At 72.0% G+C, this 23,020-nt stretch carries 20 protein-coding genes; 8 read left to right on the forward strand and 12 right to left on the reverse strand.

Going from position 1 to position 23,020, the window contains the following annotated elements:
• Positions 1–96 precede the first annotated feature (96 nt).
• Positions 97–2,487, forward strand: coding sequence for a YadA family autotransporter adhesin (locus HEP74_RS20625; protein ID WP_185814450.1), 2,391 nt, complete (start codon positions 97–99; stop codon positions 2,485–2,487).
• A gap of 65 nt (positions 2,488–2,552) precedes the next feature.
• Positions 2,553–4,445, forward strand: coding sequence for a S8 family serine peptidase (locus HEP74_RS20630; protein WP_185814451.1), 1,893 nt, complete (start codon positions 2,553–2,555; stop codon positions 4,443–4,445).
• 209 nt (positions 4,446–4,654) lie between these two features.
• Here HEP74_RS20630 and HEP74_RS20635 read toward each other — a convergent pair whose 3' ends face one another.
• A complete protein-coding gene (locus tag HEP74_RS20635; RefSeq protein ID WP_185814452.1) occupies positions 4,655–7,975 on the reverse strand; it encodes an ankyrin repeat domain-containing protein in 3,321 nt (1,106 codons plus the stop codon).
• Positions 7,968–8,228, reverse strand: coding sequence for a YcgL domain-containing protein (locus HEP74_RS20640; RefSeq protein ID WP_185816745.1), 261 nt, complete (start codon positions 8,226–8,228; stop codon positions 7,968–7,970). The genes HEP74_RS20635 and HEP74_RS20640 overlap by 8 nt, the downstream gene beginning before the upstream one ends.
• Positions 8,229–8,449: 221 nt before the next feature.
• Between HEP74_RS20640 and HEP74_RS20645 the strand changes: the two genes are divergently transcribed.
• Genes HEP74_RS20645 through HEP74_RS20660 form a run of 4 tightly spaced genes read left to right on the forward strand, consistent with a single transcriptional unit; the run spans position 8,450 to position 12,874 of the window.
• Positions 8,450–9,649, forward strand: a complete 1,200-nt coding sequence (locus HEP74_RS20645; RefSeq protein ID WP_185816746.1) for a beta-ketoacyl-[acyl-carrier-protein] synthase family protein — start codon at positions 8,450–8,452, stop codon at positions 9,647–9,649.
• An 8-nt stretch (positions 9,650–9,657) separates the two neighbouring features.
• A complete protein-coding gene (locus tag HEP74_RS20650) occupies positions 9,658–10,434 on the forward strand; it encodes a beta-ketoacyl synthase chain length factor (RefSeq protein ID WP_185814453.1) in 777 nt (258 codons plus the stop codon).
• Positions 10,431–11,252 carry a glycosyltransferase family 2 protein gene (locus tag HEP74_RS20655; protein ID WP_185814454.1) on the forward strand — a complete coding sequence of 274 codons (822 nt, stop codon included), beginning with the start codon at positions 10,431–10,433 and terminating at the stop codon, positions 11,250–11,252. The genes HEP74_RS20650 and HEP74_RS20655 overlap by 4 nt, the downstream gene beginning before the upstream one ends.
• Positions 11,249–12,874 carry an NAD(P)/FAD-dependent oxidoreductase gene (locus HEP74_RS20660; RefSeq protein ID WP_185814455.1) on the forward strand — a complete coding sequence of 542 codons (1,626 nt, stop codon included), beginning with the start codon at positions 11,249–11,251 and terminating at the stop codon, positions 12,872–12,874. The genes HEP74_RS20655 and HEP74_RS20660 overlap by 4 nt, the downstream gene beginning before the upstream one ends.
• Positions 12,875–12,895: 21 nt before the next feature.
• On the opposite strand, the gene fabG is transcribed toward HEP74_RS20660, so the two are convergent.
• The 10 genes from fabG to xanC form a co-directional block, all read right to left on the reverse strand.
• A complete protein-coding gene (fabG, locus tag HEP74_RS20665; protein ID WP_185814456.1) occupies positions 12,896–13,633 on the reverse strand; it encodes a 3-oxoacyl-ACP reductase FabG in 738 nt (245 codons plus the stop codon).
• A gap of 146 nt (positions 13,634–13,779) precedes the next feature.
• Positions 13,780–14,223: a hotdog family protein gene (locus HEP74_RS20670; RefSeq protein WP_185814457.1), complete on the reverse strand. Its 444-nt coding sequence runs from the start codon at positions 14,221–14,223 to the stop codon at positions 13,780–13,782.
• 10 nt (positions 14,224–14,233) lie between these two features.
• Entirely contained in the window at positions 14,234–16,588 is a 2,355-nt protein-coding gene (locus tag HEP74_RS20675; protein WP_185814458.1) for an MMPL family transporter, read from the reverse strand.
• Positions 16,585–16,806: a hypothetical protein gene (locus HEP74_RS20680; RefSeq protein ID WP_185814459.1), complete on the reverse strand. Its 222-nt coding sequence runs from the start codon at positions 16,804–16,806 to the stop codon at positions 16,585–16,587. Before HEP74_RS20680 ends, HEP74_RS20675 begins: the two co-directional genes overlap by 4 nt.
• Before the next feature lie 82 nt (positions 16,807–16,888).
• On the reverse strand, positions 16,889–17,536 hold the full coding sequence (locus tag HEP74_RS20685) for a LolA-related protein (protein ID WP_343203493.1): 648 nt from the start codon (positions 17,534–17,536) through the stop codon (positions 16,889–16,891).
• Positions 17,460–18,434: a lysophospholipid acyltransferase family protein gene (locus HEP74_RS20690; protein ID WP_185814460.1), complete on the reverse strand. Its 975-nt coding sequence runs from the start codon at positions 18,432–18,434 to the stop codon at positions 17,460–17,462. The genes HEP74_RS20685 and HEP74_RS20690 overlap by 77 nt, the downstream gene beginning before the upstream one ends.
• On the reverse strand, positions 18,431–18,718 hold the full coding sequence (locus HEP74_RS20695) for an ApeI family dehydratase (protein WP_145703931.1): 288 nt from the start codon (positions 18,716–18,718) through the stop codon (positions 18,431–18,433). The genes HEP74_RS20690 and HEP74_RS20695 overlap by 4 nt, the downstream gene beginning before the upstream one ends.
• Positions 18,719–18,730: 12 nt before the next feature.
• Complete coding sequence (locus tag HEP74_RS20700; RefSeq protein ID WP_185816748.1) at positions 18,731–19,480, reverse strand: lysophospholipid acyltransferase family protein; 750 nt, start codon at positions 19,478–19,480, stop codon at positions 18,731–18,733.
• Positions 19,481–19,534: 54 nt separating this feature from the next.
• A complete protein-coding gene (locus HEP74_RS20705) occupies positions 19,535–20,266 on the reverse strand; it encodes a COG4648 family protein (RefSeq protein WP_185814461.1) in 732 nt (243 codons plus the stop codon).
• Positions 20,241–20,510, reverse strand: a complete 270-nt coding sequence (gene xanC / locus HEP74_RS20710; RefSeq protein ID WP_128421162.1) for a xanthomonadin biosynthesis acyl carrier protein XanC — start codon at positions 20,508–20,510, stop codon at positions 20,241–20,243. The genes HEP74_RS20705 and xanC overlap by 26 nt, the downstream gene beginning before the upstream one ends.
• 129 nt (positions 20,511–20,639) lie before the next feature.
• Between xanC and HEP74_RS20715 the strand changes: the two genes are divergently transcribed.
• Positions 20,640–22,007, forward strand: a complete 1,368-nt coding sequence (locus HEP74_RS20715; RefSeq protein ID WP_255427819.1) for an NAD(P)/FAD-dependent oxidoreductase — start codon at positions 20,640–20,642, stop codon at positions 22,005–22,007.
• On the forward strand, positions 22,004–23,014 hold the full coding sequence (locus HEP74_RS20720) for a chorismate transformation FkbO/Hyg5 family protein (protein ID WP_185814462.1): 1,011 nt from the start codon (positions 22,004–22,006) through the stop codon (positions 23,012–23,014). The genes HEP74_RS20715 and HEP74_RS20720 overlap by 4 nt, the downstream gene beginning before the upstream one ends.
• The last annotated feature ends 6 nt before the right edge of the window (positions 23,015–23,020 follow it).

Below are 23,020 nucleotides of genomic sequence, written 5' to 3' on the forward strand. Positions count from 1 at the left end.
CAGCGGCGCATCCCAAGACCACCGATCCCGAAGCGGCGCGCCTGCGCGCCGCTGACGTCGCCTCCTGTCCATCCGCATAAGAACCGAGAGATCGCCATGAACGAATGCACGACCATACGCGGCACTGCCGCCTATCGCCCGATCCGCCATGCCGCGCCCGCCGTTTCGCGCACCGGCGCCCGTAGCGCGCTGGCGCTGGCCTGCGCGCTGTGCCTGGCGACCTCGTCGCTGGCGCAGGCCGCCACTGCCCCGGCTGCGGTCTCGGCCGCCACCCCGACTGCGAGCCCGACTGCGACCCCGGCGACGACCGCCGATGCGGCGCCGACCGACGCGAACGCGGTGCCAGCCGATGCGAGCGGCGACACCGCCCTCTACTTCCAGGCCACCGGCAGCGACAGCAGCAACGCCGGCGCCTACGCCGACGGCGACGAGGCGCTGGCCGCCGGCGAGGCCGCCTCGGCGGTCGGCACCGGCACCGTCGCGCTCGGCGCAGGCGCGGTCAGCTACGCCAACCAGGCGCTGGCGGTGGGCCACAACAGCCTGGCCACCGACGTCTCCACCACCGCGGTCGGCGGCATGCTCGACCTGGACTTCTCCTCCCAGCCCAACGGCGCGGTCATCCTGCAGCAGACCTCCGCCTCCGGCATGGCCGCGACCGCGCTGGGCGCCGGCGCCCAGGCCAGCGGCAAGTACAACGTGGCCGCCGGTGCCGGCGCGATCGCCAGTGACATTTCCAGCGTCGCCGTCGGCGGCATCGTCGACGTGGGCGAATACGGCTTGGGCTCGGCAGGGATACAGTTGCAGGCGACCCAGGCCACCGGCCCGCTGTCCACCGCGGTGGGCGGCGGCGCGATGGCCACCGCCTACAGTTCCACCGCGGTCGGCGTACTGGCCGAGGCCAGTTCCGAGCGCACCGTCGCGCTGGGCCAGAGCGCCACCGCCAACCAATATGCTGCGGTCGCCCTGGGCGCGCAGACGGAGGCTACCGGCGAATGGGCTCTCGCCGTGGGCAATGGCGCGCGGGCGCTGAGCGATCGCGGCGTGGCCGTCGGCCCGCAGGCCTTCGCGCAGGCGGAAAATGCCACCGCCGTCGGGCAGGCCGCATTTGCGCTGCAGCAGGACTCCACCGCCATCGGCAGCGGCTCCTGGGCCGGCGGCACCCGCAGCATCGCCATCGGCAAGGCGATGGTCTGGAACGGCGTTTTCGGGGGCGACGCCGCCCCGATTCTTTTCTACGACAGCATCGCGATGGGCACCGACGCGGACGTCAATGGCAACCAGTCGGTCGCGATCGGCGCCGGTGCGCGGGTTGGCAACTCCACCTACGTCAACGATGTGCAGATCGTCACCAACAACAGCGTGGCGCTGGGTTCGGGCTCGGTCGCCGAGCGCGACAACACCCTCTCCATCGGCCACGCCGGCGCCGAGCGCCAGCTCACCAACCTGGCCGCCGGCACCACCGATACCGATGCGGTCAACCTGGCGCAGTTGCGCGGCGTGGCCAGCGCGTTCGGCGCCGGCAGCACGGTGGATGCCAACGGCAACCTGATCGGCGGCAGCTATCTGGTACAGGGCACGCGCTATAACGACCTGGGCTCGGCGATGGGCGCGTTCGACACGGCGCTGACCGGCTTCGACACCCGCATCAACGCCATCGCCAATTCCGGCGGCGGCCAAGGGGTCAGCATCGGCGGCGGCGACACCGCGCCTCCCAGCACCGGCACCAGCACCAACGCGGTCGCGGTGGGCTCCGGCGCCACCGCCAATGGCGAGAACGGCCTGGCGCTGGGCGCCCAATCGCTGGCCTACGGCCCCAACGACACCGCGATCGGCGCCAATGCCAAGGTCAACGCCGACGGCAGCACCGCGGTCGGCGCCAACGCCCGCATCGCCGCGGTCGCGACCAATGCGGTGGCGGTCGGCGAAGGCGCCAGCGTCAGCGCCGCGTCCGGCACCGCGCTCGGCCAGGGCGCGTCGGTCACCGCCAGCAATTCGGTCGCCCTGGGCCAGGGCTCGGTCGCCGACCGCGCCAACACGGTCTCGGTCGGCAGCAGCGGCAACGAGCGCCAGATCGCCAACGTCGCCGCCGGCAGCGCCGGCACCGACGCGGCCAACGTGGCGCAGATGCGTTCCGGCGACAGCGCCACGCTGAGCAGCGCCAACGCCTACACCAACACCCGCGTCACCGCGCTCGACGACAGCTTCAACCAGCTGCGTACCGACACCGAGCACCGCCTGGACGGCATGGACCGGCGCATGGACCGGCTGGGCGCGATGAGCGCGGCGATGCTCAACATGGCGATCAACGCCGCCGGCACGCAGAGCCCGCGCGGACGCGTGTCGGTGGGTGCCGGCTTCCAGGGCGGCGAACAGGCGCTGTCGATCGGCTACGCCAAGAAGCTCGGCACGCGCGCCTCGTTCAGCCTGGGCGGCTCGTTCAGCGGCAGCGATTCCTCCGCCGGCATCGGCGTGGGCGTGGACCTGTGATCGCACGCGGGGCGAAACGCGCCGTGCGTTTGTTCTCTTCCTTCTCGTTTCTCTAGGACCTGCAGATGATTTCCTCCGACAAACTCGCCGCCGCCCTCGCCGCCGCCCTTGCCGTCGGCAGCGCCCACGCCGCCACGCCGACCATCGGCCTGGGCGGTGTGCACGACGCGGTTGCGCAATCCGCGCAGACCGCGAACCAGGGCCAGCGCTTCATCGTCAAGACCCGCGACACCGGCAACCAGGCGCGGCGCCTGCTCGACGGCACCCTGTCCAGCGCCGTGTCGCGCAGCAGCATGCAGCAGGCCAGAGCGGCCAGCAGCGACCTGCCGGCGCGCGGTGCGGTCAGCGCCAAGGTCCTGCGCGAGATGGCGGTGCCGGGCTGGCATGTGGTGCAGACCTCGCGCCACCTCAGCGATAGCGAACGTGATGCATTCGTCGCCGAACTCAAGGCCGATCCCTCCGTGGTTTCGGTGCAGGACGACCGGCTTTACCAACGCCTGGACGAAGCCAGGGTGACCCTGCCGCGCACGACCGCGACCGCGACGGGGGCCGCGACCGCGCCGAACGATCCGGCCTACGCCCAGTTGCAGTGGAATTTCCACGATCCGGTCGGCGGGGTGAATGCCGAGCAGGCCTGGACCCGCTCCACCGGCCAGGGCGTGGTGGTGGCGGTGGTCGATACCGGCGTGGTCAAGGACAACCCGGACCTGGCCGCCAATGTGCTGCCCGGCTACGACATGATCACCGACCATCGCATCTCGCGCCGCGACCAGGACGGACGCGCAGCGGGCGGTTTCGACCTGGGCGACTGGGTCGACGTCGACTACTGCAACGCCCTGGGTGGGTCGGGCAATCCGGCGGAAGCCAGCTCCTGGCACGGCAGCCACGTCTCCGGCACCATCGCCCAGGTCACCAACAACAACCTGGCCACCGCCGGCCTGGCCCATGACGCCAAGATCCTGCCGGTGCGCGTGCTCGGCTCGTGCGGCGGCTTCGGCAGCGACATTGCCGACGGCATGCTGTGGGCGGCAGGGCTGCCGGTGGACGGCCTGCCGACCAACCCGAATCCGGCCGAAGTGATCAACATGAGCCTCGGCAGCAGCGGACCGGAGAGCTGCCCGCAGCTGTACCAGGACGCGATCGACAAGATCAACGCCGCCGGCAGCATCGTCGTGGTGGCCGCAGGCAACTCCAACGCCGACGCCGCCACCTACACCATGTCCTCCTGCAACGGCGTGATCAGCGTCGGCGCCACGCGCGTCAACGGCGGCCGCGCCAGCTACTCCAGCTACGGCACGCGCGTGGACATCGCCGCGCCGGGCGGCGGCGGCGGCGTCGACGGCAACCCGAACGGCTACATCTTCCAGGTGGTCAATGCCAGTACGCAGGGCCCGACCGGCGAGTGGCAGATCGGCGGCATGGCCGGCACCTCGATGGCCTCGCCGCATGTGGCCGCGGCGGTGGCGATGGTGCAGAGCGTGGCCAAGACCCCGTTCACCTGGAGCGGCATGCGCGACCTGCTGCGCGCCAGCGCGCGTCCGTTCCCGGTGGCGATCCCGACCAGCACGCCGATCGGTGCCGGCATTCTGGATATCGACATGCTGTTGCAGATGGCGACGACACCGCCGTGCGACCCGGCGGACAGCAGTTGCGTGCCGCCGACCAAGACCCTCAGCAACAAGGTCGAACTGAGCGGCCTCAGCAGCCAGCGCGGCGACGCGCTGTACAGCTTCCAGGCCGAAGCCGGCAAGGCGGTGAGCTTCATGACCTTCGGCGGCACCGGCAACGTCGCGATCTACGCGGCAGCCGGCAAGGTGCCGACCAGCAGCAGCTACGACACGCGCTCGGTACGGGCGGGCACCACCCAGACGATCCGCTTCACGCCGTCCAGCGCAGGCACGTATTACCTGCGCCTGTCCGGCAGCTACAGCGGCCTGACCCTGGTGGTGCGGCAGTAAGCGAACGGCAAGCGGCGGCGCCGTTCGCCGCCGCGCCGGCGGGCGCGGGAGGGGAAATCCTCCCGCGCGCGTTTTCGTGAGGATCGACCGGCCCGCCCTATGGCGGGCTTTTTTTTGGCCGCGCGGCGCGAGCGCTGCCACGCGACCGCCGCGCCGGCGGTCACGCATGCGCATGCGCATGCACCGCCACAACGCGGAGCCAGTTGCCGTCAGCGGCCTTCGCGCAGGAACCGGGCCATCGACGACACGCCCGGCAGCGCCGGCTGGAACTGCCCGGCGACGTCGACGAAGCCGCGCATCACCGCGATCTCGCGCGGCGGGCGGTTCAAGGTGTCGCGCAGGTCCGGGTCGGCACCGGCGCGCAGCAGGCGCTGCACCAGCAGCGGCAGGCCATGCAGCGCGGCCAGGTGCAGCGGGCCGAAGCCGCGCGGGTCCTGCACGTCCAGGCTCACGTCCTCGTCGAGCAAGCGCTCCACCCCGGCCAGCACCACCGGCTCTTCGCAGGCGGTGCCCGGTTCGGCGCGCGCGCCGAGCAGCAGCAACAGCGGGGTCACGCCGCCGGCGGCGCTGCGGTCGGCTTCGGCGCCGGCCAGCAACAACGTATCCAGCAACGCCAGCAGGCGCGACTTGTCGCGCGCGGTGAAGCCGTACAGCGCGGCGCAGTGCAGCGGCGCCAGTTGCTGCGCGTCGCCGGCATGCACGTCGGCGCCCGCCGCCAGCAGGCGCGCGGCGATGTCCGGCAGGCCCAGCGCACAGGCCAGCATCAGCACGGTGACGCCGCCGGGCAGGCGGTGTTCGATCTGCGCGCCGGCGGCCAGCAGCGCGGCGACGATCTCGGTCTGGCGCATGCTCACCGCCGCCGACAATGGCGTGGCGCCGCTGCCCGCGGCGTGCTGCAGGTTGGCGCCGCGCGCCAGCAGCAGGTCCACCGCCGCAGCATGACCGCCGCCGGCGGCGCGCAGCAGCGCGGTGCAGCCCTGCGCGTCGATCGCGTCCACCGGCAGGCCCAGGTCGATCAGGCGGCGGATCGCATCGGCGTCGCCGACCATCGCCGCGGCCGGCAGGTCGGCCTCGCGCAGCGGGCGTCGCGGCAACGGCCAGATCCGCCAGTCCAGCCAGTCGGCCAGATCGCGGCGGCCGCTGGCCAGGGCCACGCCCAGCGGCGTCTGCCCGTCGGCGGCGCGCGCCTCCGGCGAGGCGCCCTGCTGGATCAGCAGTTTCAGCGAGGCCTCGCGGCCCAGCGCGGCGGCCAGGTGCAGCGCGGTCATGCCGTGGCTGTCGCGCGCCTCGCGGTCGGCGCCGCGTTCCAGCAGCTGCAGTTGCAGGCGCAGCCAGCCCAGGCGCACCGCCAGCGACAGCGGCGGATCGCCGGCCGGCGACGGCGCGAACGGGTCGGCGCCGCGTTCGAGCAATTCCAGCGCGAACTGCTCCAGCGCGCGCGAGGCGTGGTCGTGCTGGGCGCAGGCGGCGAGCAGCCGGGTCAGGCCGCCGCGCCCGGCCGGCGACACGCCCTGGCGCAGCATCGCCTGCAGGCTGGGCACCGCTTCCACGCCGCGCGACAGCAGCGCGAACATCGGCGTGTCGCCGCAGGCATCGAGCACTTCGGGCGCGGCGCCATGCGCCAGCAGCCACTCCACCGCCTGCGGGTTCAGCGCCAGGTGCGGATCGTGCAGCAGCGCGCCCAGTTCCTCGGCTGCGCACAGCCGCGCCAGCGCCGCCAGGCCGTCGCGCTGGCCCAGTTGCAGGCCTTCGCGCAGCAGTTCCAGCGGCGGCCGGTCCGGCAGGCTGGCGCTGCCGACCTCACCCTGGCCGTCGCTGACCGCGGCCGGCAGCGGGTAGTCGGGGTCCAGCGCGGAGACGATGGCCCAGCGCCCGGCCTCGGCCGCCAGATCGACCGCGCGGCGGCCGCTCTGGTCCGGCTGCGCGGCCGCGATGCCCAGTTCCAGCAGGCGCCGGATCAGGCCCGGCGAGACCTGGTCGGCGGTGCAGGCCAGCAGCACCGCGTTGCGGCCGTCGCCATCGACCGCGACCAGGTCGGGCTTGTGCGGCAGCAGGTGTTCGAGCACCGCGACGCGGCCATGCCGCGCGGCTTCCAGCCATGGCGTGCGGCCCAGGGCATCGCGCGCTTCCAGGTTGGCGCCGGCGCCGAGCAGCGCATCGACGATCTCCACATGCCCGGCCTGCGCCGCCTCGTGCAGGGCGCTGCGGCGCTGGCGGTCGCGCGCATCGACCCGCGCCTTGTGCTTGAGCAGCATCTGCACGCCGGCCGGATCGTCTTCCTCGGTGCCGGCCGCGGCCAGCAGCACCGGGCTGCCCTCGGCCGGTTCCGGCTTGGCGCCGCGCTCAAGCAGGAACTTGCCCATGCGCCAGTTGCCGACGTGGCAGGCCACCGCCAGCGGGGTCAGGCCGTCGTGGTTCAGCGCGTCCAGTTCGGCCGCGGCATCGCGCAGCAAGGCCGCCACGCCCGGATCGGAACTGCGCGCGGCATGGTGCAGCGGGGTGTTGCCGTCGCTGTCGCTGGCGCGCGGATCGGCGCCGTTGGCGAGCAGGGTCATCACCGCCTCGGGGCGGCCGTGCCAGCTGTCGCGGGTGGCCGCCAGCAGCGGGGTCATGCCCAGGTGCGGCTGGTTGACGTCCACCCCGCGCACGATCAGCTCACGCAGCAGGCGCAGGTCCGGCAGCACCGCGGCCAGCACCGGCAGGCTGCGCTGGTCGCGCCAGTCCGGCGCCGGCAGCGCGTGCGGGTCGGCGCCGGACTGCAACAACTGCAGCGCGCGGTCCACGCGGCCGCCGCGCGCGGCGTCGTACAGCGCCGCGTGCAGTTCGTCCGCCGCGGGCGCCGCTTCGTCTTCGCGCGGCGCGGCATTGGCGCTCAGTTCGGCGAACAGGTCGGCCGAGGTGGTCCGCACCGGCAGCGGCAGCACCTGCGGCGGCGCCACGCGCTGCAGCAGCGCATGCAGCAGCGGCGACAGCAGCGCATAGGCCAGCGCCAGCGGCCAGCGCGCCGCGGCGGCCAGCAATCCGGGCCAGGCCAGCAGCACGCCGACCCCGGCCAGCAGCAACACCAGCGCCGCCACCGCCAGCCCGCGCCAGGCCTGCACGTCCTGCTGCGCCAGCGCCTGCCAGCGCGTGCCCAGCGCGCCGCCTTCGCATTCGCTGCCGTGCCACAGCGGCCAGGTGCGCCACAGCCCGAGCAGCGCCGCGCTGGCGGCCACGCTCAGCGCCAGGGCGGCGGCCAGGCTGCCACTGTCGCGCAGCGCCGCCAGCGGCCAGGCCACCAGCAGCGCGACCAGGCCCAGTCCGCCGGCCCACAGCGCCAGCAGCGGCAGCAGTTCGCGGCCCAGCGCCTGCACGCTGGCCGGCCGCGGCCGGCTGCCGCGGGACCAGGACAACGCCAGCGCGAACGCCGGCTGCGCCAGCCACGCGCCCAGCGCGGCGGCCAGCGGGCCGAACCCGGCGACCAGCGCCAGCAGCGCGCCCAGCGCGGCGGCGATCCAGGGAGCGCGCGCGCGGAAGGGGGATTCAGTCATCGTGGCGATCGGTCCGGCCGTCGGGCAGCGGCGGCAATTGCAGATGGAAGCCGCAGCCGGCCAGGTTCGCGCGGACCGCCGCGGGGTCGGTCCGGGCCAGGGTGCGTTCGGCGGTCAACGCCACTTCCAGCACGAACACCAGCGGCTGCAACGACGCCAGCAGCGGCGGCGGCAGACAGCCGAAATCGTCGCGCTTGGCGAGGTAGAGATAGGTGTCCGGCTTGCGTTGGCTTTTGTAGACGTAGGCTTGCATGCCCGTGGCGTGCGCCTGGCGTGGAAAGGCAAGCGATTGTGGAGGAAATGCGCCAGCGGCGAAAGCGCGCGCGCCGCGCTGCATTTATAAATGCACGCGGCGTGCCCGTTCACGTTCAGCGTGGGCGCGCGCGCTTCACGGCTTTGCGGACCGCGCCGATATACTCCCCGGATCCATTCTTTACGGAATATCGCGTGACCGAAGCGTCCCCGTCGCCCCGCATGGCACCCGTCGCAATTCGTGCATACACCGCGACCACCGCGCTCGGCAGCGGATTGCAGGCTCAGGCCACGGCCTTGCGCGACAGCCGCAGCGGCCTGCGCCGCAACGATTTCGGCGCGCAGCCGCTGCCGTGCTGGATCGGCCGCGTGGACGCGCTGGAAACACTGCCGCTGCCGCCGGCGCTGGCCGCATGGGAATGCCGCAACAACCGCCTGGCCTGGCTGGCGCTGCAGCAGGACGGCCTGCGCGAGGCGGTCTCCGCCGCCGCGCAGCGCCATGGCGCCGAGCGCGTGGCGGTGGTGATGGGCACCTCCACCTCCAGCATCGGCGCCAGCGAAGAGGCCTATACCCGGCTCGAGCAGGACGCCGAGGGTGCGCGTTTCCCCGCCGACCTGGAGCGGCCGATCGTGCACACGCCGCATTCGCTGGGCGATTTCGTACGCGCCGCCACCGGCCTGCGCGGACCGTGCATCACCGTCGCCACCGCGTGTTCGTCCAGCGCCAAGGTGTTCGCGCAGGCGGCGCGGCTGATCGCCGCCGGGGTGGTGGATGCGGCGCTGGTCGGCGGCGTGGACACGCTGTGCGGTAGCGTGCTGTTCGGCTTCAATGCGCTGCAGTTGGTGTCGCCGGAGCTGTGCCGGCCGTTCGACGTGCGCCGGATCGGGCTGTCGCTGGGCGAAGCCGGCGGCTATGCGCTGCTCGAGCGCACCGATGCCGCCGGCGCGCCGCCGGCGCTGGCGCTGCTGTGCGGCTATGGCGAATCCAGCGACGCGCACCACATGTCCGCGCCGCACCCGCAGGGCCTGGGCGCGCGCCTGGCGATGGGCGGCGCGCTGCAGCGCGCGGGCGTGGACGCGGCCGAGATCGGTTACCTGAACCTGCACGGCACCGCCACCCCGGCCAACGACAGCGTCGAGGCCGCGGCGGTCGCCGCGCTGTTCCCGGCCACCCTGCATGCCAGTTCGACCAAGGCCTGGACCGGGCATACGCTGGGCGCGGCCGGGATCGTCGAGTCGGTGTTCGCGCTGCTCGCGCTGCGCGACGGCCTGCTCCCCGGCACCCTCAACAGCGAACAACCCGATCCCGAGTGCGGCCCGCAGATCCGCTTCGCCAATGCCCACGCACAGGTCCGTTACGCGATGAACAATTCCTTCGGCTTCGGCGGCAACAACTGCTCGCTGCTGTTCGGCCGCGCATGAGCACGCCGATGTTGACCGCGACCCTCGAAGGCATCGGTTTCTGGACCGCGGGCCTGCCCAACTGGGCGGCCGCACGCACGTTCGCCGCGGGCAGCGGCGGCCTTGTGGAGACGCCGGCGCGGCCGGCCTCGCAACTGCTGGCGCCCAACGAGCGGCGCCGCGCGCCGGACACGGTGGCGGTGTCGCTGGAGGTGGCGCTGGCCGCGTGCCAGGACGCCGGCCGCGATCCGGCCGCGCTGCCGTCGGTGTTCACCTCCACCCACGGCGATCTGGCGATCACCGACTACATGTGCGCCACCCTGGCCGACGATCCGCTGGCGATCTCGCCGACCAAGTTCCACAACTCGGTGCACAACGCCGCCGCCGGCTACTGGACCATCGGCGCCGGCGCCACCGCCGCGGCGACCGCGATCAGCGCGCACCGCGCCAGCTTCGCGCAAGGCCTGCTGGAAGCGCTGTCGCAACTGGCGGCCGGCGAGGCGGCGGTGCTGCTGGCCGGCTACGACAGCCGCTCGACCGGTCCGCTCGGCCGCGTCTCGCACAGCGACGGCCTGCTCGGCGGCGCGCTGGTGCTCGGCGCCGCCGCGCAGTCCGGCAAACCGCGCCTGCGCGTGCGCCTGGCCGATGGCGACGCGGCCGCTGGCGACGGCGCACTGGCGCGGCATGCCGCCGGCAACGCGATGGCGCCGATGCTGGTGCTGTTCGACGCGCTGGCCGCCGGCGCCGCCGGCTGCACGCTGGATGCCGGCGGCGGCCGCTGCCTGCACGTGGAACTGCAGGCATGAGCCGGATCGCGCTGAGCGCCGCCGATGCGGCGATCCTGATTCCGGCGCTGAACGAATCGTTGCGCATCCGCGACGTGGTCGGCGACGCGCTGACGCACTGCCCGCGGGTGATCGTGGTCGACGACGGCTCCGACGACGGCACCAGCGACTGCATCGCCGACCTGCCGGTGACGTTGATCCGGCATCCGCAGCGGCGCGGCAAGGGCGCCGCGCTGCGCAGCGGTTTCGCCGAAGCGCAGCGCCAGGGCGCGCGCGCGGTGATGACCATGGACGGCGACGGGCAGCACAGCGCTGCCGATTTCCCGCGCCTGCTGGCCGCGGCTAATCGCCACCCCGGCTGCGTGATCGTCGGCGCGCGCCTGCGCAAGCGCGCCAGCCAGCCGACCATCCGCCGCATCGGCAACGACTTCGGCGACTGGGGCATCGCCTGGGGCTGCGGCTTCCGCCTGGTCGACAGCCAGAGCGGGCAGCGCCTGTATCCGCAGGCGGTGTACACGCTGCCGAACGTGCCCGGCGAGGGCTTCGTATTCGAGGCGCAACTGCTGATCTCTGCCGCGCGCCAGGCCGGTGCGCGCGTGGTCGCGGTGCCGATCGAAACGCGCTATGCCAACCAGACGCCGGGCAACTTCCGCAAGAGCCATTTCCGCCTGGTCCGCGATCTGTGGAAGATCACCTCGCACGTGATCGTGCAGGTCTGGCAATACGGCCATGTGGTCCGCGAATACCGCCGCGCCCGTGCCAACCCGGCGCTGATCGACGACGCGGCCGGCGAGTTCGCAGCCAAGCCCACCCCTTTCGACAAGGAAGAAACGACATGAACGAACGGCATGCGGATGTGGTCATCGCCGGCGGCGGCCTGGCCGGGCTGACCCTGGCCCTGCAGCTGCGCCAGCGCGATCCGCAGCTGCGCATCAGCGTGCTGGAACGTCGTGCGCACCCGGTGCGCGAGGCCGCGTTCAAGGTCGGCGAATCCTCGGTGGAGATCGGCGCGCATTACTTCGCCAGCGTGCTCGGCCTGCGCGAACACCTGGATACCGAGCAGATCCGCAAGTTCGGCTTCCGCTTCTTCTTCTCCGACGGGCGTGAGGACATCGACCGCTGCACCGAGCTGGGCGTGAGCCGGCTGCTGCCGACGCCGTCGTGGCAGATCGACCGCGGCCGCTTCGAGAATTTCCTTGGCGAACGCGCGCGCGCGCTGGACATCGAATTCATCGACGGCTGCACGGTGCGCGGCATCGACCTGGCCGACGACGACACCGACCACCAGGTGCGCTACGAGCGCGATGGCGAAGCGGCGACGCTGCGCGCGCGCTGGGTGGTGGACGCCAGCGGCCGCGCCGGCCTGCTCAAGCGCAAGCTGGACCTGGCCCAGGACAACGCGCACCACGCCAACGCCGTGTGGTGGCGGGTGGACGGGCTGGTGGATCCCAATGCCTGGTCGCAGGACAGCGACTGGCTGCAGCGCTGCACGCCGCCGGACCGCTGGCGCTCGACCAACCACATGTGCGGCCCGGGCTACTGGTTCTGGCTGATCCCGCTGTCGTCCGGCGCGCATTCGCTGGGCATCGTCTGCGATGCGGCGATGCATCCGCTGGAGACGATGAACACGCACGAAAAAGCCATGGCCTGGCTGCACACGCACCAGCCGCAGGTCGCGCGCACGCTCGAACAGAGCCAGCACGCGCTGCAGGACTTCCTGTTCCTGCGCAAGTTCTCCTACGGTTGCAAGCAGGTGTTCTCGGCGCAGCGCTGGGCGCTGACCGGCGAGGCCGGCGTGTTCCTGGACCCGTTCTATTCGCCGGGCAGCGACTTCATCGCCATCTCCAACACCTACATCTGCGAACTGATCGGACTCGATCGCGCCGGCCGCAACATCGCGCCCTACGCCGATCTGTACCAGCAGCTGTATTTCTCGTTCTACGAAAACACCCTGACCCTGTACCAGGACCAGTACCCGCTGTTCGGCGACGCGCAGGTGATGCCGGTCAAGGTGATCTGGGACTACACCTACTACTGGGCGCTGCTGGCGCCGCTGTACTTCTCCGAGCGCATCGCCGACCTGCCCATGCTGGGCCGGCTGCGGCCGGACTTCGGCCGCGCGCGCGAACTCAACCTGGGCATGCAGGCGCTGTTGCGCGACTGGGGCCGGCACAACGACGCGCAAGGCAAGCCGGAAGCCGATGGCCGATTGCTCGATCAATACCTGATCGGCTGGTTCCACCAGCTCAACGCGTCGCTGCGCGAGGTGCTGGACGACGCGGCCTTCCTGGCGCGCCTGCGCGGCAACGTCGCGCGGATGGGTTGGCTGGCGCGCGAAGTGCTGGGCCAGGCGCGCGCGCAGCATCCGCAGATCGACGACCATGGCCTGGACGCGCTGCTCGCCGACATGATGGAAGGCGAAAGCTCGCTGGCCGACACCTGGTACGCGCGCGCCGCGTGAGTGCAGACGGCGGCGCGGGCCTCAGCCCATGCCGCCGTTGATGCCGATCACCTGGCCGTTGATGTAGCCGGCCGCATCCGAGCACAGGAAGCCGACCAGCGCGGCGACCTCGTCCGCCTTGCCGGGACGGCCGGCCGGCACCAGTTGCTTGATCGCCTCCGGCGCGAACGCCTCGCCGGCCATCGCGCCTTCGATCACGCCGGGCGCGACCACGTTGACGCTGATCCCGCGGCTGGCCATCTCCCGCGCCAGCGACTTGCTGGCGCCGTGCAGCGCGGCCTTGGCCGCGGCGTAGTTGGTCTGCCCCCGATTGCCGAGCACCGCCGCCACCGACGACACGCTGACGATGCGGCCCCAGCGGGTGCGCGCCATCGGCAGCAGCAGCGGCTGGGTCACGTTGAAGAAACCGTGCAGCGACACGTCGATGACCCGGTGCCATTGCGCCGCGCTCATTCCGGCCATCGGCGCGTCGTCGTGGATGCCGGCATTGTTGACCACCACCTGGATCGGCCCGGCCTCCAGCAGCGCCGCCAGCGCCGCGGCGCTGGCATCGGCATCGGCCACGTCGAACGCCACCGCCTCGGCGCTGCCGCCAGCCGCGGCGATGTCCTGCACCACCGCGGCGGCGCGCGCCAGGTTGCCGTTGGCGTGCACGATCACGTGCAGCCCGTCCGCGGCCAGGCGCCGGCAGATCGCACCGCCAAGGTCGCCACTGCCGCCGGTGACCAGGGCGCGGCGCGGGGAAGAAGGCTTTGACATCGTAGTTCCTCGTAATGGAGGCGGGGTCGCCATCCTAGCGATTCGCAGACGTGGCGCCAGCGCGTGCCGGCTCTTGTAGGAGCGGCTTCAGCCGCGACAGGCACTTTCGGTAAGGCGTCGCGGCTGAAGCCGCTCCTACAGAAAAGCTACGCCGCGCCGAGCATCACCGTGGCGCGGCCTTCGGCCAGCAGCTGCGCGCCATGCACGATGCGGAAGCCGTATTGCTGGCTGTCCTCGGCCTGCAGCAGCACCTCGGCCTCGCATTCGATCGCCTCCGGCAACTCATGCAGATCGGCCACGTGCAGTTGCACGCCACGCAACGCGACCAGCATGCCCGGGCGCACCGGCTTGCCGCTGGCGCGGCCGAGCAGGCCGCCGTGCACCGCCATCGCCTGCGCGCCGTATTCGCACAGGTGCAGTGCGCGCAGGCGGCCGCCGCTGCGCAGCGGATGCTCGGCGGCGCGGTGCGCGTGGCTGCGCAGCACGATGCGCTGCGCGTCCCAGGCGACGACTTCTTCCCACAGGCACATCAGGCCCTGGTGCGGGATCAGCGCCGCGATCGCGTCGCGGCCGCGCGGAAGCTCGGTCATGCAACCTCTCCTAGTGCGCCGCGGCTGCGGGCGTATCGCTGGCGGTCTCGCGCGAAATCAGCAGCGCCAGCACGAAGTTGAACAGCACGCCCAGCGCCACCGTGCTGCCGATCGCGCGCAGCACCGGAATGCTGGACGCGGCCAGCAGCGCGAACACCAGCAGCGTCATCAGGCTGCACACGATCAGCGCGTGCAGGGTGCGCAGCTGGTCGGCGCGGTCGTCTCCGGCGTGGTCGAAGAACAGCGCGTAGTCCAGGCCCAGGCCGGCGGCCAGGATCAGCGCGATCAGGTGGAACAGGTTCAGTTCGACCCCGCAGCCGCGCAGGATCGCCAGGATCAGCAGCGTGGTCAGCGCCATCGGCAGCAGCACGCGCGCGATCCGGCGCGGCGTGCGCAGCGCGACCGCCACGGTCAGCGCCAGCAGCAGCGCGGCGATGCCGAGCGCGCCGAGCACGCGGCCGCGGTAGGCGGCGACCAGCGATTCGGAGGCCTCCTTCAGATCCATCAGTTGCGCGCCGCTGCCCTGCACCGCGTCGGCCAGCAGCGCCGGGTCGCGCAGGCCGGTCAGCGAGACCAGTGCGGTGGCGTGATCGGCGCGGTCCAGCAACAAGCCATCGACCGTGGTCGCCAGCGGCGTGCCGTGCAGGTCGCGCGCGGTCAGCGGCGGCGCGCTGCGAGCGCGCTCCAGGTCGGCCAGGAACGGGGCGAAGGCGTCGGCGCGGAACGGCGTGGCGGCCACCGCGGCGGCGGTCAGCGCGCGCGCCTGCGCCGCAGCCGGCAACGCCGCCTGGCGCCGCTGCTGGGTTGCCGCGCTGGGCAGGTAGCGTGCGGCCATGTCGTAGCCGGCCAGTTCACCGCGCGCGACCAGCGCATCCAGGCGCGGACGCAGCCGTTCCGAAGCGGCCAGCGCGGCGTCGGCAGACGCGGCGGGCAGGGCCAACACGTAGCGCACGTCCGGCGCGCCCAGTTCCTTGCGCAGATGCGCGTCGCGGGCCAGGCCGTCGGCCGGCACCGGGGTCAGCTTGGACAGGTCGTTCTGCCAGAACGGGCCCGGCGCGAACGCGATCACCGCCGCGGCGACCAGCGCCAGCGGCAGCAACGACCAGCGCGGCCGCGGCAACCGTGCGATGCCGCCCCACAGCCGCGCCAACGCCGGCGAATCGGCATGGTCGCGCGGCGAGGGGTCGATCAGCGCCGGCAGCAGCAGGCGCGTGGTCAGCGCCGCCACCAGCAGCCCGGCGATGGTGAACACCGCCAGCTGGCGCAGGCCGTCCACCCCGGAGAACAGGAAGGTGACGTAGGCGATGCAGGTGGAGACCACGCCAGTGGCCAGCGTCGGCCACAGGTGGCGCGCATTGGCGCGCGGATCCAGGCCCGGGCGCTGATGGCTGAACAGGTGGATCGGATAGTCCTGGACCACGCCGATCAAGGTGAAGCCGAACGCCACGGTGATGCCGTGCACGCCGTCGAACAGCAGCGCCACCGCGCCCAGACCGGCCAGGCCGGCGCTGGCCAGCGGCAGCACGCCGAGCACCGGGATCTTCCAGCTGCGGTAGGCGACCAGCAGCAGCACGATCAGGCCCAGCGTATCCAGCATGCCGATCCACTGCGCCTCGTTCTGGGTGCGCCCGCCGATCTCCACCGAGAACGCGCCGGGGCCGGTCAGGGTCAGGCGGCTGGCGCTGCCGGCGCTGGCCTTGGCGAAGGCGGCGTGGATCGCGTCCACCGCCTGCTGCTGCCCGGTCGGATCGAACCCGGCGGCGCGAGTCTGCGCGACCAGCAGCGCATCCTTGCCGGCGCGGTCGAACCAGACCCCGTCGCGCTGCTGCGGGCCGCCGGCCGGCTGCAGGCTCTCGGCCAGATGCAGCACTTCCAGGGTCGGGTCGCGCGGCAGCAGCGGCTCGACCATCGCCGCGGCCGGCGAGCCCAGGTCCTGCAGCCGCGCCTGCAGCGCGTCGGCCAGCGTCGCCGCATCCAGCGGATGGGCGTCGAAACTGTCGCTGAGCAGGTAGCGGTAGGCCAGCAGCCGCTCGGGGATCGCGTCCAGGCCGGCATCGGCGCCATTGGTGACCAGCTCGAAGGTGTCGCGCTGCGCGGCCAGCTGCGCGCGTATCGCCTGCGACTGCCGCGCCAGGGTCGGCGCATCGGCCCCGGACAGCGACATCAGCAGCAGCCGCGAGCCCGGGCCTTCGCCGAGTTCGTCGAGCAGGAGCTTCTGCGCGGGGGTCTGGGCCTCTGGCATGAACTTGCGTAGGTCGCCAGACACCTGCAGCACGTTGCCCAGCCAGATGCCGGCCACGGTCAGCAGCGCCAGCCACAGCAGCGCCAGCGAAATCCGCGCCTTCGAACTCAATTCACGTTTCATCGCTGCGACCACACAAGAGCCCACACGTCCGGATCCGGGGCCGCGCGCGCGGCATCGGGCGCTGCGAACCGCCTCCTGCTACCGCGGGCGGGCATGAACTTGCGCAAGTCACCAGACACCTGCAGCACGTTGCCCAGCCAGATGCCGGCCACGGTCAGCAGCGCCAGCCACAGCAGTGCCAGCGAGATGCGCGCCTTCGAACTCAGTTCGCGTTTCATCGCTGCGACCACGCAAGTGCCAGCACGTTCTTCCCCGAGGCCGCGCGCAGCACGGCCCGCCTGCAACTAATGCGGGCCGACATCAGCGCGCGTCGCCGTGGCACAGCGCGGTCAGCGCCTCGGTCTCGGCCAGGCTGGCCGCGTCGCGCGCGGCGCCGGCCAGCAGGGTCCGCTGCACATCGCCCTTGGCCGGGGTGGTCTCGATGCAGCGCAGCTCGGCGCCGCGGCCGTACAGGCGCAGGCTGCGCACCTGCGCGGCCAGCGCCGGGTCCTTGGGCTGCAGTTGCAACTGCCAACGTTCGCGGGTGCCACTGCTGCTCAGCGTGTAGTGCTGCTGCAATTGCGCGCGGTCGCCGGACAGCAGCGCGCCGAAGCCGTTCTGCAGGCCCGCCAGTTCCGGCACCCGCGACAGCGAGAAACGCCGCGGCGCCTTGCCGGCGCGCTCCAGCGTCGCTTCGCCGCCGCGCAGGGTGGTGGTCTCGCGGTACGGCGCGGTGACTTCGCGCACCAGCGTGTCGGTGTCCGGGCGCCGGTACTGGCCCTGCACGCGCAGCGGCGCCTTCAGCAGCGCCGAGCCGCGCAGTTCGACGAAATCGGTGCTGACCGGGACCGGCCGCGCCAGCTTCTGCAGGATCCAGCCGGGGTCGAGCGGCTCAGGCGACGCGGCGCACAGCGGTGCGGCGCTGCACAGCAGTATCAGCATCCACGGCAAGGTGCGGCGCATCGGCATGGCGGTTGTTCCAGAAATCGTAGAAGTTGAACCAGTTGTACGGCGCGGAGCGCGTGTAATGTTCCAGCCTGGCGGCGTAATCGCGGATGAGCGCGGCCAATGCCGGCGCACGCTGCCGGCGCGGCAGGTCCAGGCCTTCGCTGAAGGTCTCGAACACCAGCTGGTAGCGGTTGCCGCCGCGGTACAGGCCGAACGCCAGCACCACCGGCACCTTCAGCGCCGCGGCGATCAGCCATGGCGAGGTCGGGAACATCGCGCCCTGGCCGATGAACGCGGCCGGCAGCGCCGGGTCTTCCGGGCGCGGCCGATCGACCAGCAGCGCGACCAGCGCGCCTTCGTCGGTGGCCTGCTTGATCGCCATGACGATCGAGGTGCTGTCCATGCCGGCATCGATGATGTTGGCCGCCAGCTGCGGGTTCAGCGCGCCCAGCAGTTCGGTCATCGCCGGGTTGTGGGCCTTGTCCAGCACCACCTTGACCTGCACGTCGGGGCGTTCGGTGGCCAGCACCCGCAGCGCGTCGAAGCTGCCCAGGTGCGAGCCGAAGATCAGCACGCCGCGGCCGCGGTCCATCTGCGCATGCAGTTGCTCCAGGCCCTGGATGTCGACCCGGAAGCGGTGCATCTGCCCGCACAGCATGAACACCCGGTCCAGGATGGTCGAGGCGAAGGTGTGGATGTGCCGGGCCACGTCCAGCAGCGTGGCCGGACGGCCGAACACGCGGCCCAGGTAGTCGCGCGAGTCGCGCCGCTCCGGGCCGCGCACCAGCAGGAAATACAGGGTGATCGGATACAGCAGCAGGCGCCCGAGGGCGCGGCCGCCGTAGCGGGCGATGCTGCGGATCAGCCACAGCGCGAAGCGGCCGCCACCCTCGGGGCGGTGTTTCCAGCTGGCGCTCATGGAGCCGCCTCGGCGACCAGGTCGCCGCTGACCAGCAGGTCCTCGCCGCGGCGCACGCGGAAGCGCCAGCGCGGCGCGGCGCCGTCCAGTTCCACCCGCGCCGGCTGCCCGGGCAGCAGCGGCTGCAGGAACTTCACCTGCGGCAGGCGCAGCGGCCCGCACGCGCCGTGCGCGGCCTCCACGGCCTGCAACACGTGGTCCAGCACCACTACGCCGGGCACGACCGGGTGGCCCGGGAAATGCCCCGGCAGGCTGGGATGATCATGCGGTACGACGAAATCCATAAGGCTGGCGACTCATATCCTGGGTTCGAGCATGGCACGGACGGCCTGGTGCGCGCGCTGGGTCAGCTGTTGCCGGTCCAGCGCGCCGTCGGCGCCGTTCACGTTGATCGGCGTGCCGATCCGCACCCGGATCACTCCGGGCCGCACCCGGAACAGGCTGGTCGACGGCAGCACCTTGCCCGCTCCGTCCAACGCCACCGGCACCACGTCCACGCCAGCATCGATAGCGGCCTGCAGTAGCCCGGCCTTGAATTCGGCCAGTTCGCCGTTGCGGCTGCGGGTGCCTTCCGGGAACAGGCACAGGTCCTGGCCCTGGCGCAGCAAGGCCGCGGCCTGGCGCCGGACCATAGCGCCGGCGCGGCGGCTGTCGCGGTCCAGGAACAGCATGCCGGTGGCGCGCGCATACCAGCTCACGAATGGCACCTGCAGCATTTCGTCCTTGAGCAGGAAGCGCAGCGGCACCGGCAGCGCCGCGAACAGCGCGCAGATGTCGATGATCGACTGGTGGTTGCTGACGAACAGGTGGTTGCGCGACCAGTCCACCCGCTCTTGGCCCTCCACTTCGAAGCGCACGCCGGCGCCGAAGAACAGCACCGGCGCCCACACCCGCGCGCCCATGCGCAGCGGCAGCCGCGGCCCGGCCAGCAGCAACAGGCCCAGCGCCACGACGATGCCGACCCCGGTGAAGCTCAGGGTGAACAGCAGTTGCAAGGCATTCCACACGGCCCAGGCCATGCGCGACGGCATCCCTGCCTGCGGCATCTTCAGTTTGTCCTTGATGATCTGCACAAGCCTCTGCATCCCCCGATGCGCGCGTCAGCGCAATAGATCGCGCCAAAAAACCGGCCCCAGCCGCGCCAGCTGGTGCAGGAAGTCAGGCAGATTACGGTAGGGACGCTGCGGAAACCAGCGCCCGCGCAGGAAGTACTCGCCGACGAAGAAGCCGCCGATGACGCCGTAGCCCAGCAGATTGGCGATCAGCGAGGCGCGCGCATCGCCGATTGGCAGCGGCGAAGCCTGCCCCAGCTGCGCCAGCACCCCGCTGGGCACGGCGCACAGCGCCAGCAACAGGTTCAGCAAGGTCATGGCGGCCAGCAGCAGCGCCCAGGCCAGGGTCAGCCGGCGCGTATAGCGCAGTTGCTCGGGGGTCAGCGGCAAGCCGGCCTGGCGGTACAGCGCCTCGACGATGCGCGAGATCAGCGGCGTGCGCCCGCGCTGCAGGCTACGCCCGAAGAACCACGCCACCCAGGCGGTGAACAGCACCGGCGGCGCGGCCAGCAGCAGCAGCGCGTGCGGCGAGCGCCACAACGGCAGCAGCGCGGCCAGCGCCAGCAGCGCCAGCGTCCAGGCCCACGGCCGCAGCCGCGCCATCGGCTCCACCAGCACCATCAGCACCAGCGCCGCGCCGGCCAGAACGGCCAGATCGGAACGGTGCGCGGCGTTGGCCCAGTGCGCCAGCGGCGAATACGCCAGCGCCAGCAACACCCCCAGCGCCAGCGCCCACGGCGCGGCGGCGGCCGGCTCAGCTGGTCTTGTTGACTTCGACATGCGCCGACAATGCGCGCAGCGAGGCGAAGATGCGGCGGTTCTCGTCGTTGTCCGAGCGCAGCTGGAAGCCGTAGCGCTTGCTGATCGCCAGCGCCAGTTCCAGCGCGTCGATCGAGTCCAGTCCCAGCCCGGTATTGAACAGCGGCGCCTCCGGATCGATGTCGCCGGGCTGCACGTCTTCCAGGTTCAGGCTCTCGACCAGCAGCTCGGCCAGTTCACGTTCGGCGGCGGTTTGCGAAGACATCCAGGGGCTTCCAGGCGGTGAGGACAGGTGCGACAAGATGGTGCATCGGGCGCAGCGACGCAACTGTCCGACCCTGGCAGGCAAGCTATCATGACCCTCGTCTTACATGTCAGCCGCAGGTTTTTCAGGATGAATTCCACCGCTCCCGCCCGCGCGCCCGCGCCCTCGCCCGCCACGCCGCAGGCCGCCGCGGCGGAAACGCCCGATGTGCTGGTGATCGGCGGCGGCCCGGCCGGTTGCGCCGCGGCGACCCTGCTGGCGCAACAGGGCTGGCAGGTGACCCTGCTGGAGAAGGACCACCATCCGCGCTTCCACATCGGCGAATCGCTGCTGCCGATGAACATCCCGATCCTGCAGCGGCTGGGGGTGCTCGAACAGGTGCGCGCGATCGGCGTGCTCAAGCTCGGCGCCGATTTCCCCAACGACAGCGGCGGCTACAACACCTTCCGCTTCGCCAAGGCGCTGGACGCGCAGTCCGACTACGCGTTCCAGGTGCCGCGCGCCGACTTCGACCGGGTGCTGTTCGCCCACGCCCGCGCCGCCGGCGCCGATCTGCGCGAAGGGGTCAAGGTCGAGACCGTGCAGCTGGACGGCGCGCAGCCGCTGGTGCAGGCGCGCAGCGCCGACGGCGTGCACAGCTTCTGTCCGCGCTACCTGATCGACGCCAGCGGCCGCGACACCTTCCTCGGCAACAAGCTCAAGCTCAAGCGCGCCAACGCCCAGCACCAGTCGGCGGCGTTGTTCAGCCATTTCCGCGGCGTGGCGCGGCGTCCCGGCGAGGATGCCGGCAACATCAGCATCTACCGCCATCCGCACGGCTGGATGTGGCTGATTCCGCTGCCCGACGACGTGATGAGCGTCGGCGCGGTGTGCTACCCGGAATACATGAAGACCCGCCAGGGCGACAGCGAGGCGTTCCTGATGCGCACCCTGGCGCTGAACCCGGACGTGGTCGAGCGCATGGCCGGCGCGCAGCGGGTGGCGCCGGTGCACGCCACCGGCAACTACGCCTACGAGTGCACGCGCATGAGCGGGCCGCGCTGGCTGATGCTCGGCGACGCCTATGCCTTCGTCGATCCGATGTTCTCCTCCGGCGTGTACCTGGCCATGCACAGCGCCGAACGCGGCGCGGCGATGGTGGATGCGGCGCTGCGCGATCCGGCGCGCGAGGCGCGGCTGCAGCGCGGCCTGGAGAAACACCTGCGCCGCGGCCTGGACGAATTCAAATGGTTCATCTACCGCTTCACCTCGCCGACCATGCGCGAGCTGTTCGCGCAGCCGCGCAACGTGCTGCAGGTGGAACAGGCGATCGTGGCGATGCTGGCCGGCGATGTCTTCGACAACCGCGGGGTCCTGCGCCGGCTGCGCGTGTTCCGCGCGATCTACGCCATGTCCGCAGCGGCGATGCTGCCGCGCGCCTGGCGGTCCTGGCGCCAGCGACGCCGCCAGGCACGCGAACAGTTCCACGGCGACACCTTGCACGGAGACAACTCATGAGCCGGCCGCACCCGCAGTTCCCGTCCCACGCGCAGCGCCACCCGCAGCTGCAGGTGGACTACGTCGCCGAGACCGATCCGGGCGCGCTGCTGCGCGACGAACGGGTGCTGGCGGTGTTCGGCTTCGGCAACGACGCGCCGCACCACGACGATCCGCGCTACCTGCGCGTGCCGCTGCAGCCGCACGGCCCGCGCATGCTCGAGGTCTGGCGCACCGACGCGCCGGTCAGCAGCGGCCGCGACGGCGACATCGCCTGGGCCAGCGACGGGCGCCTGCAGTTCGGCGTGATCGAGATCGACGAGCAGACGCTGGAGATCGAAGAGGCCTCGCGCCTGGCCTACGCGCAGATCACCGCCTTCGTCGGCCGCAGCGCCACGCCGCGCCTGCTGCGCATCTGGAACTACCTCGACGCGATCACCCTGGGCAGCGGCGACCGCGAGCGCTACCGCCAGTTCTGCGTCGGCCGCGCGCGCGGCCTGGGCGATTTCGACGCCAGCCAGCTGCCGGCCGCCACCGCGGTCGGCCGTTGCGACGACGCGCGGGTGATGCAGATCTACTGGCTGGCCGCCGCGCAGGCCGGCACGCCGCTGGAGAACCCGCGCCAGGTCAGCGCCTACCGCTACCCGCGCCAGTACGGCCCGCAATCGCCGAGCTTCGCCCGCGCGATGCTGCCGCCGGCCGGCAGCGACATGCCGCTGCTGCTGTCCGGCACCGCCAGCGTGGTCGGCCACGCCTCGATGCACACCGGCCAGCTGCTGGCGCAGCTGGAAGAAACCTTCGCCAATTTCGATGCGCTGCTGGGCGCCGCACGCATCCACGCCCCCGATCTGCCGGCGCAGTTCGGCGACGGCACCCGGCTCAAGGTCTACGTACGCGAAGCGGCCGACCTGCCGTTGGTCGCCGCCGCGCTGGACGCCCGCTTCGGCGAGCGCGTGCCACGCCTGCTGCTGCATGCGGTGATCTGCCGCAACGAACTGGCGGTGGAGATCGATGGCGTGCATGGTTGAGCGTGC

This window comes from Xanthomonas sp. SS (assembly GCF_014236835.1).
Classification (GTDB): domain Bacteria; phylum Pseudomonadota; class Gammaproteobacteria; order Xanthomonadales; family Xanthomonadaceae; genus Xanthomonas_A.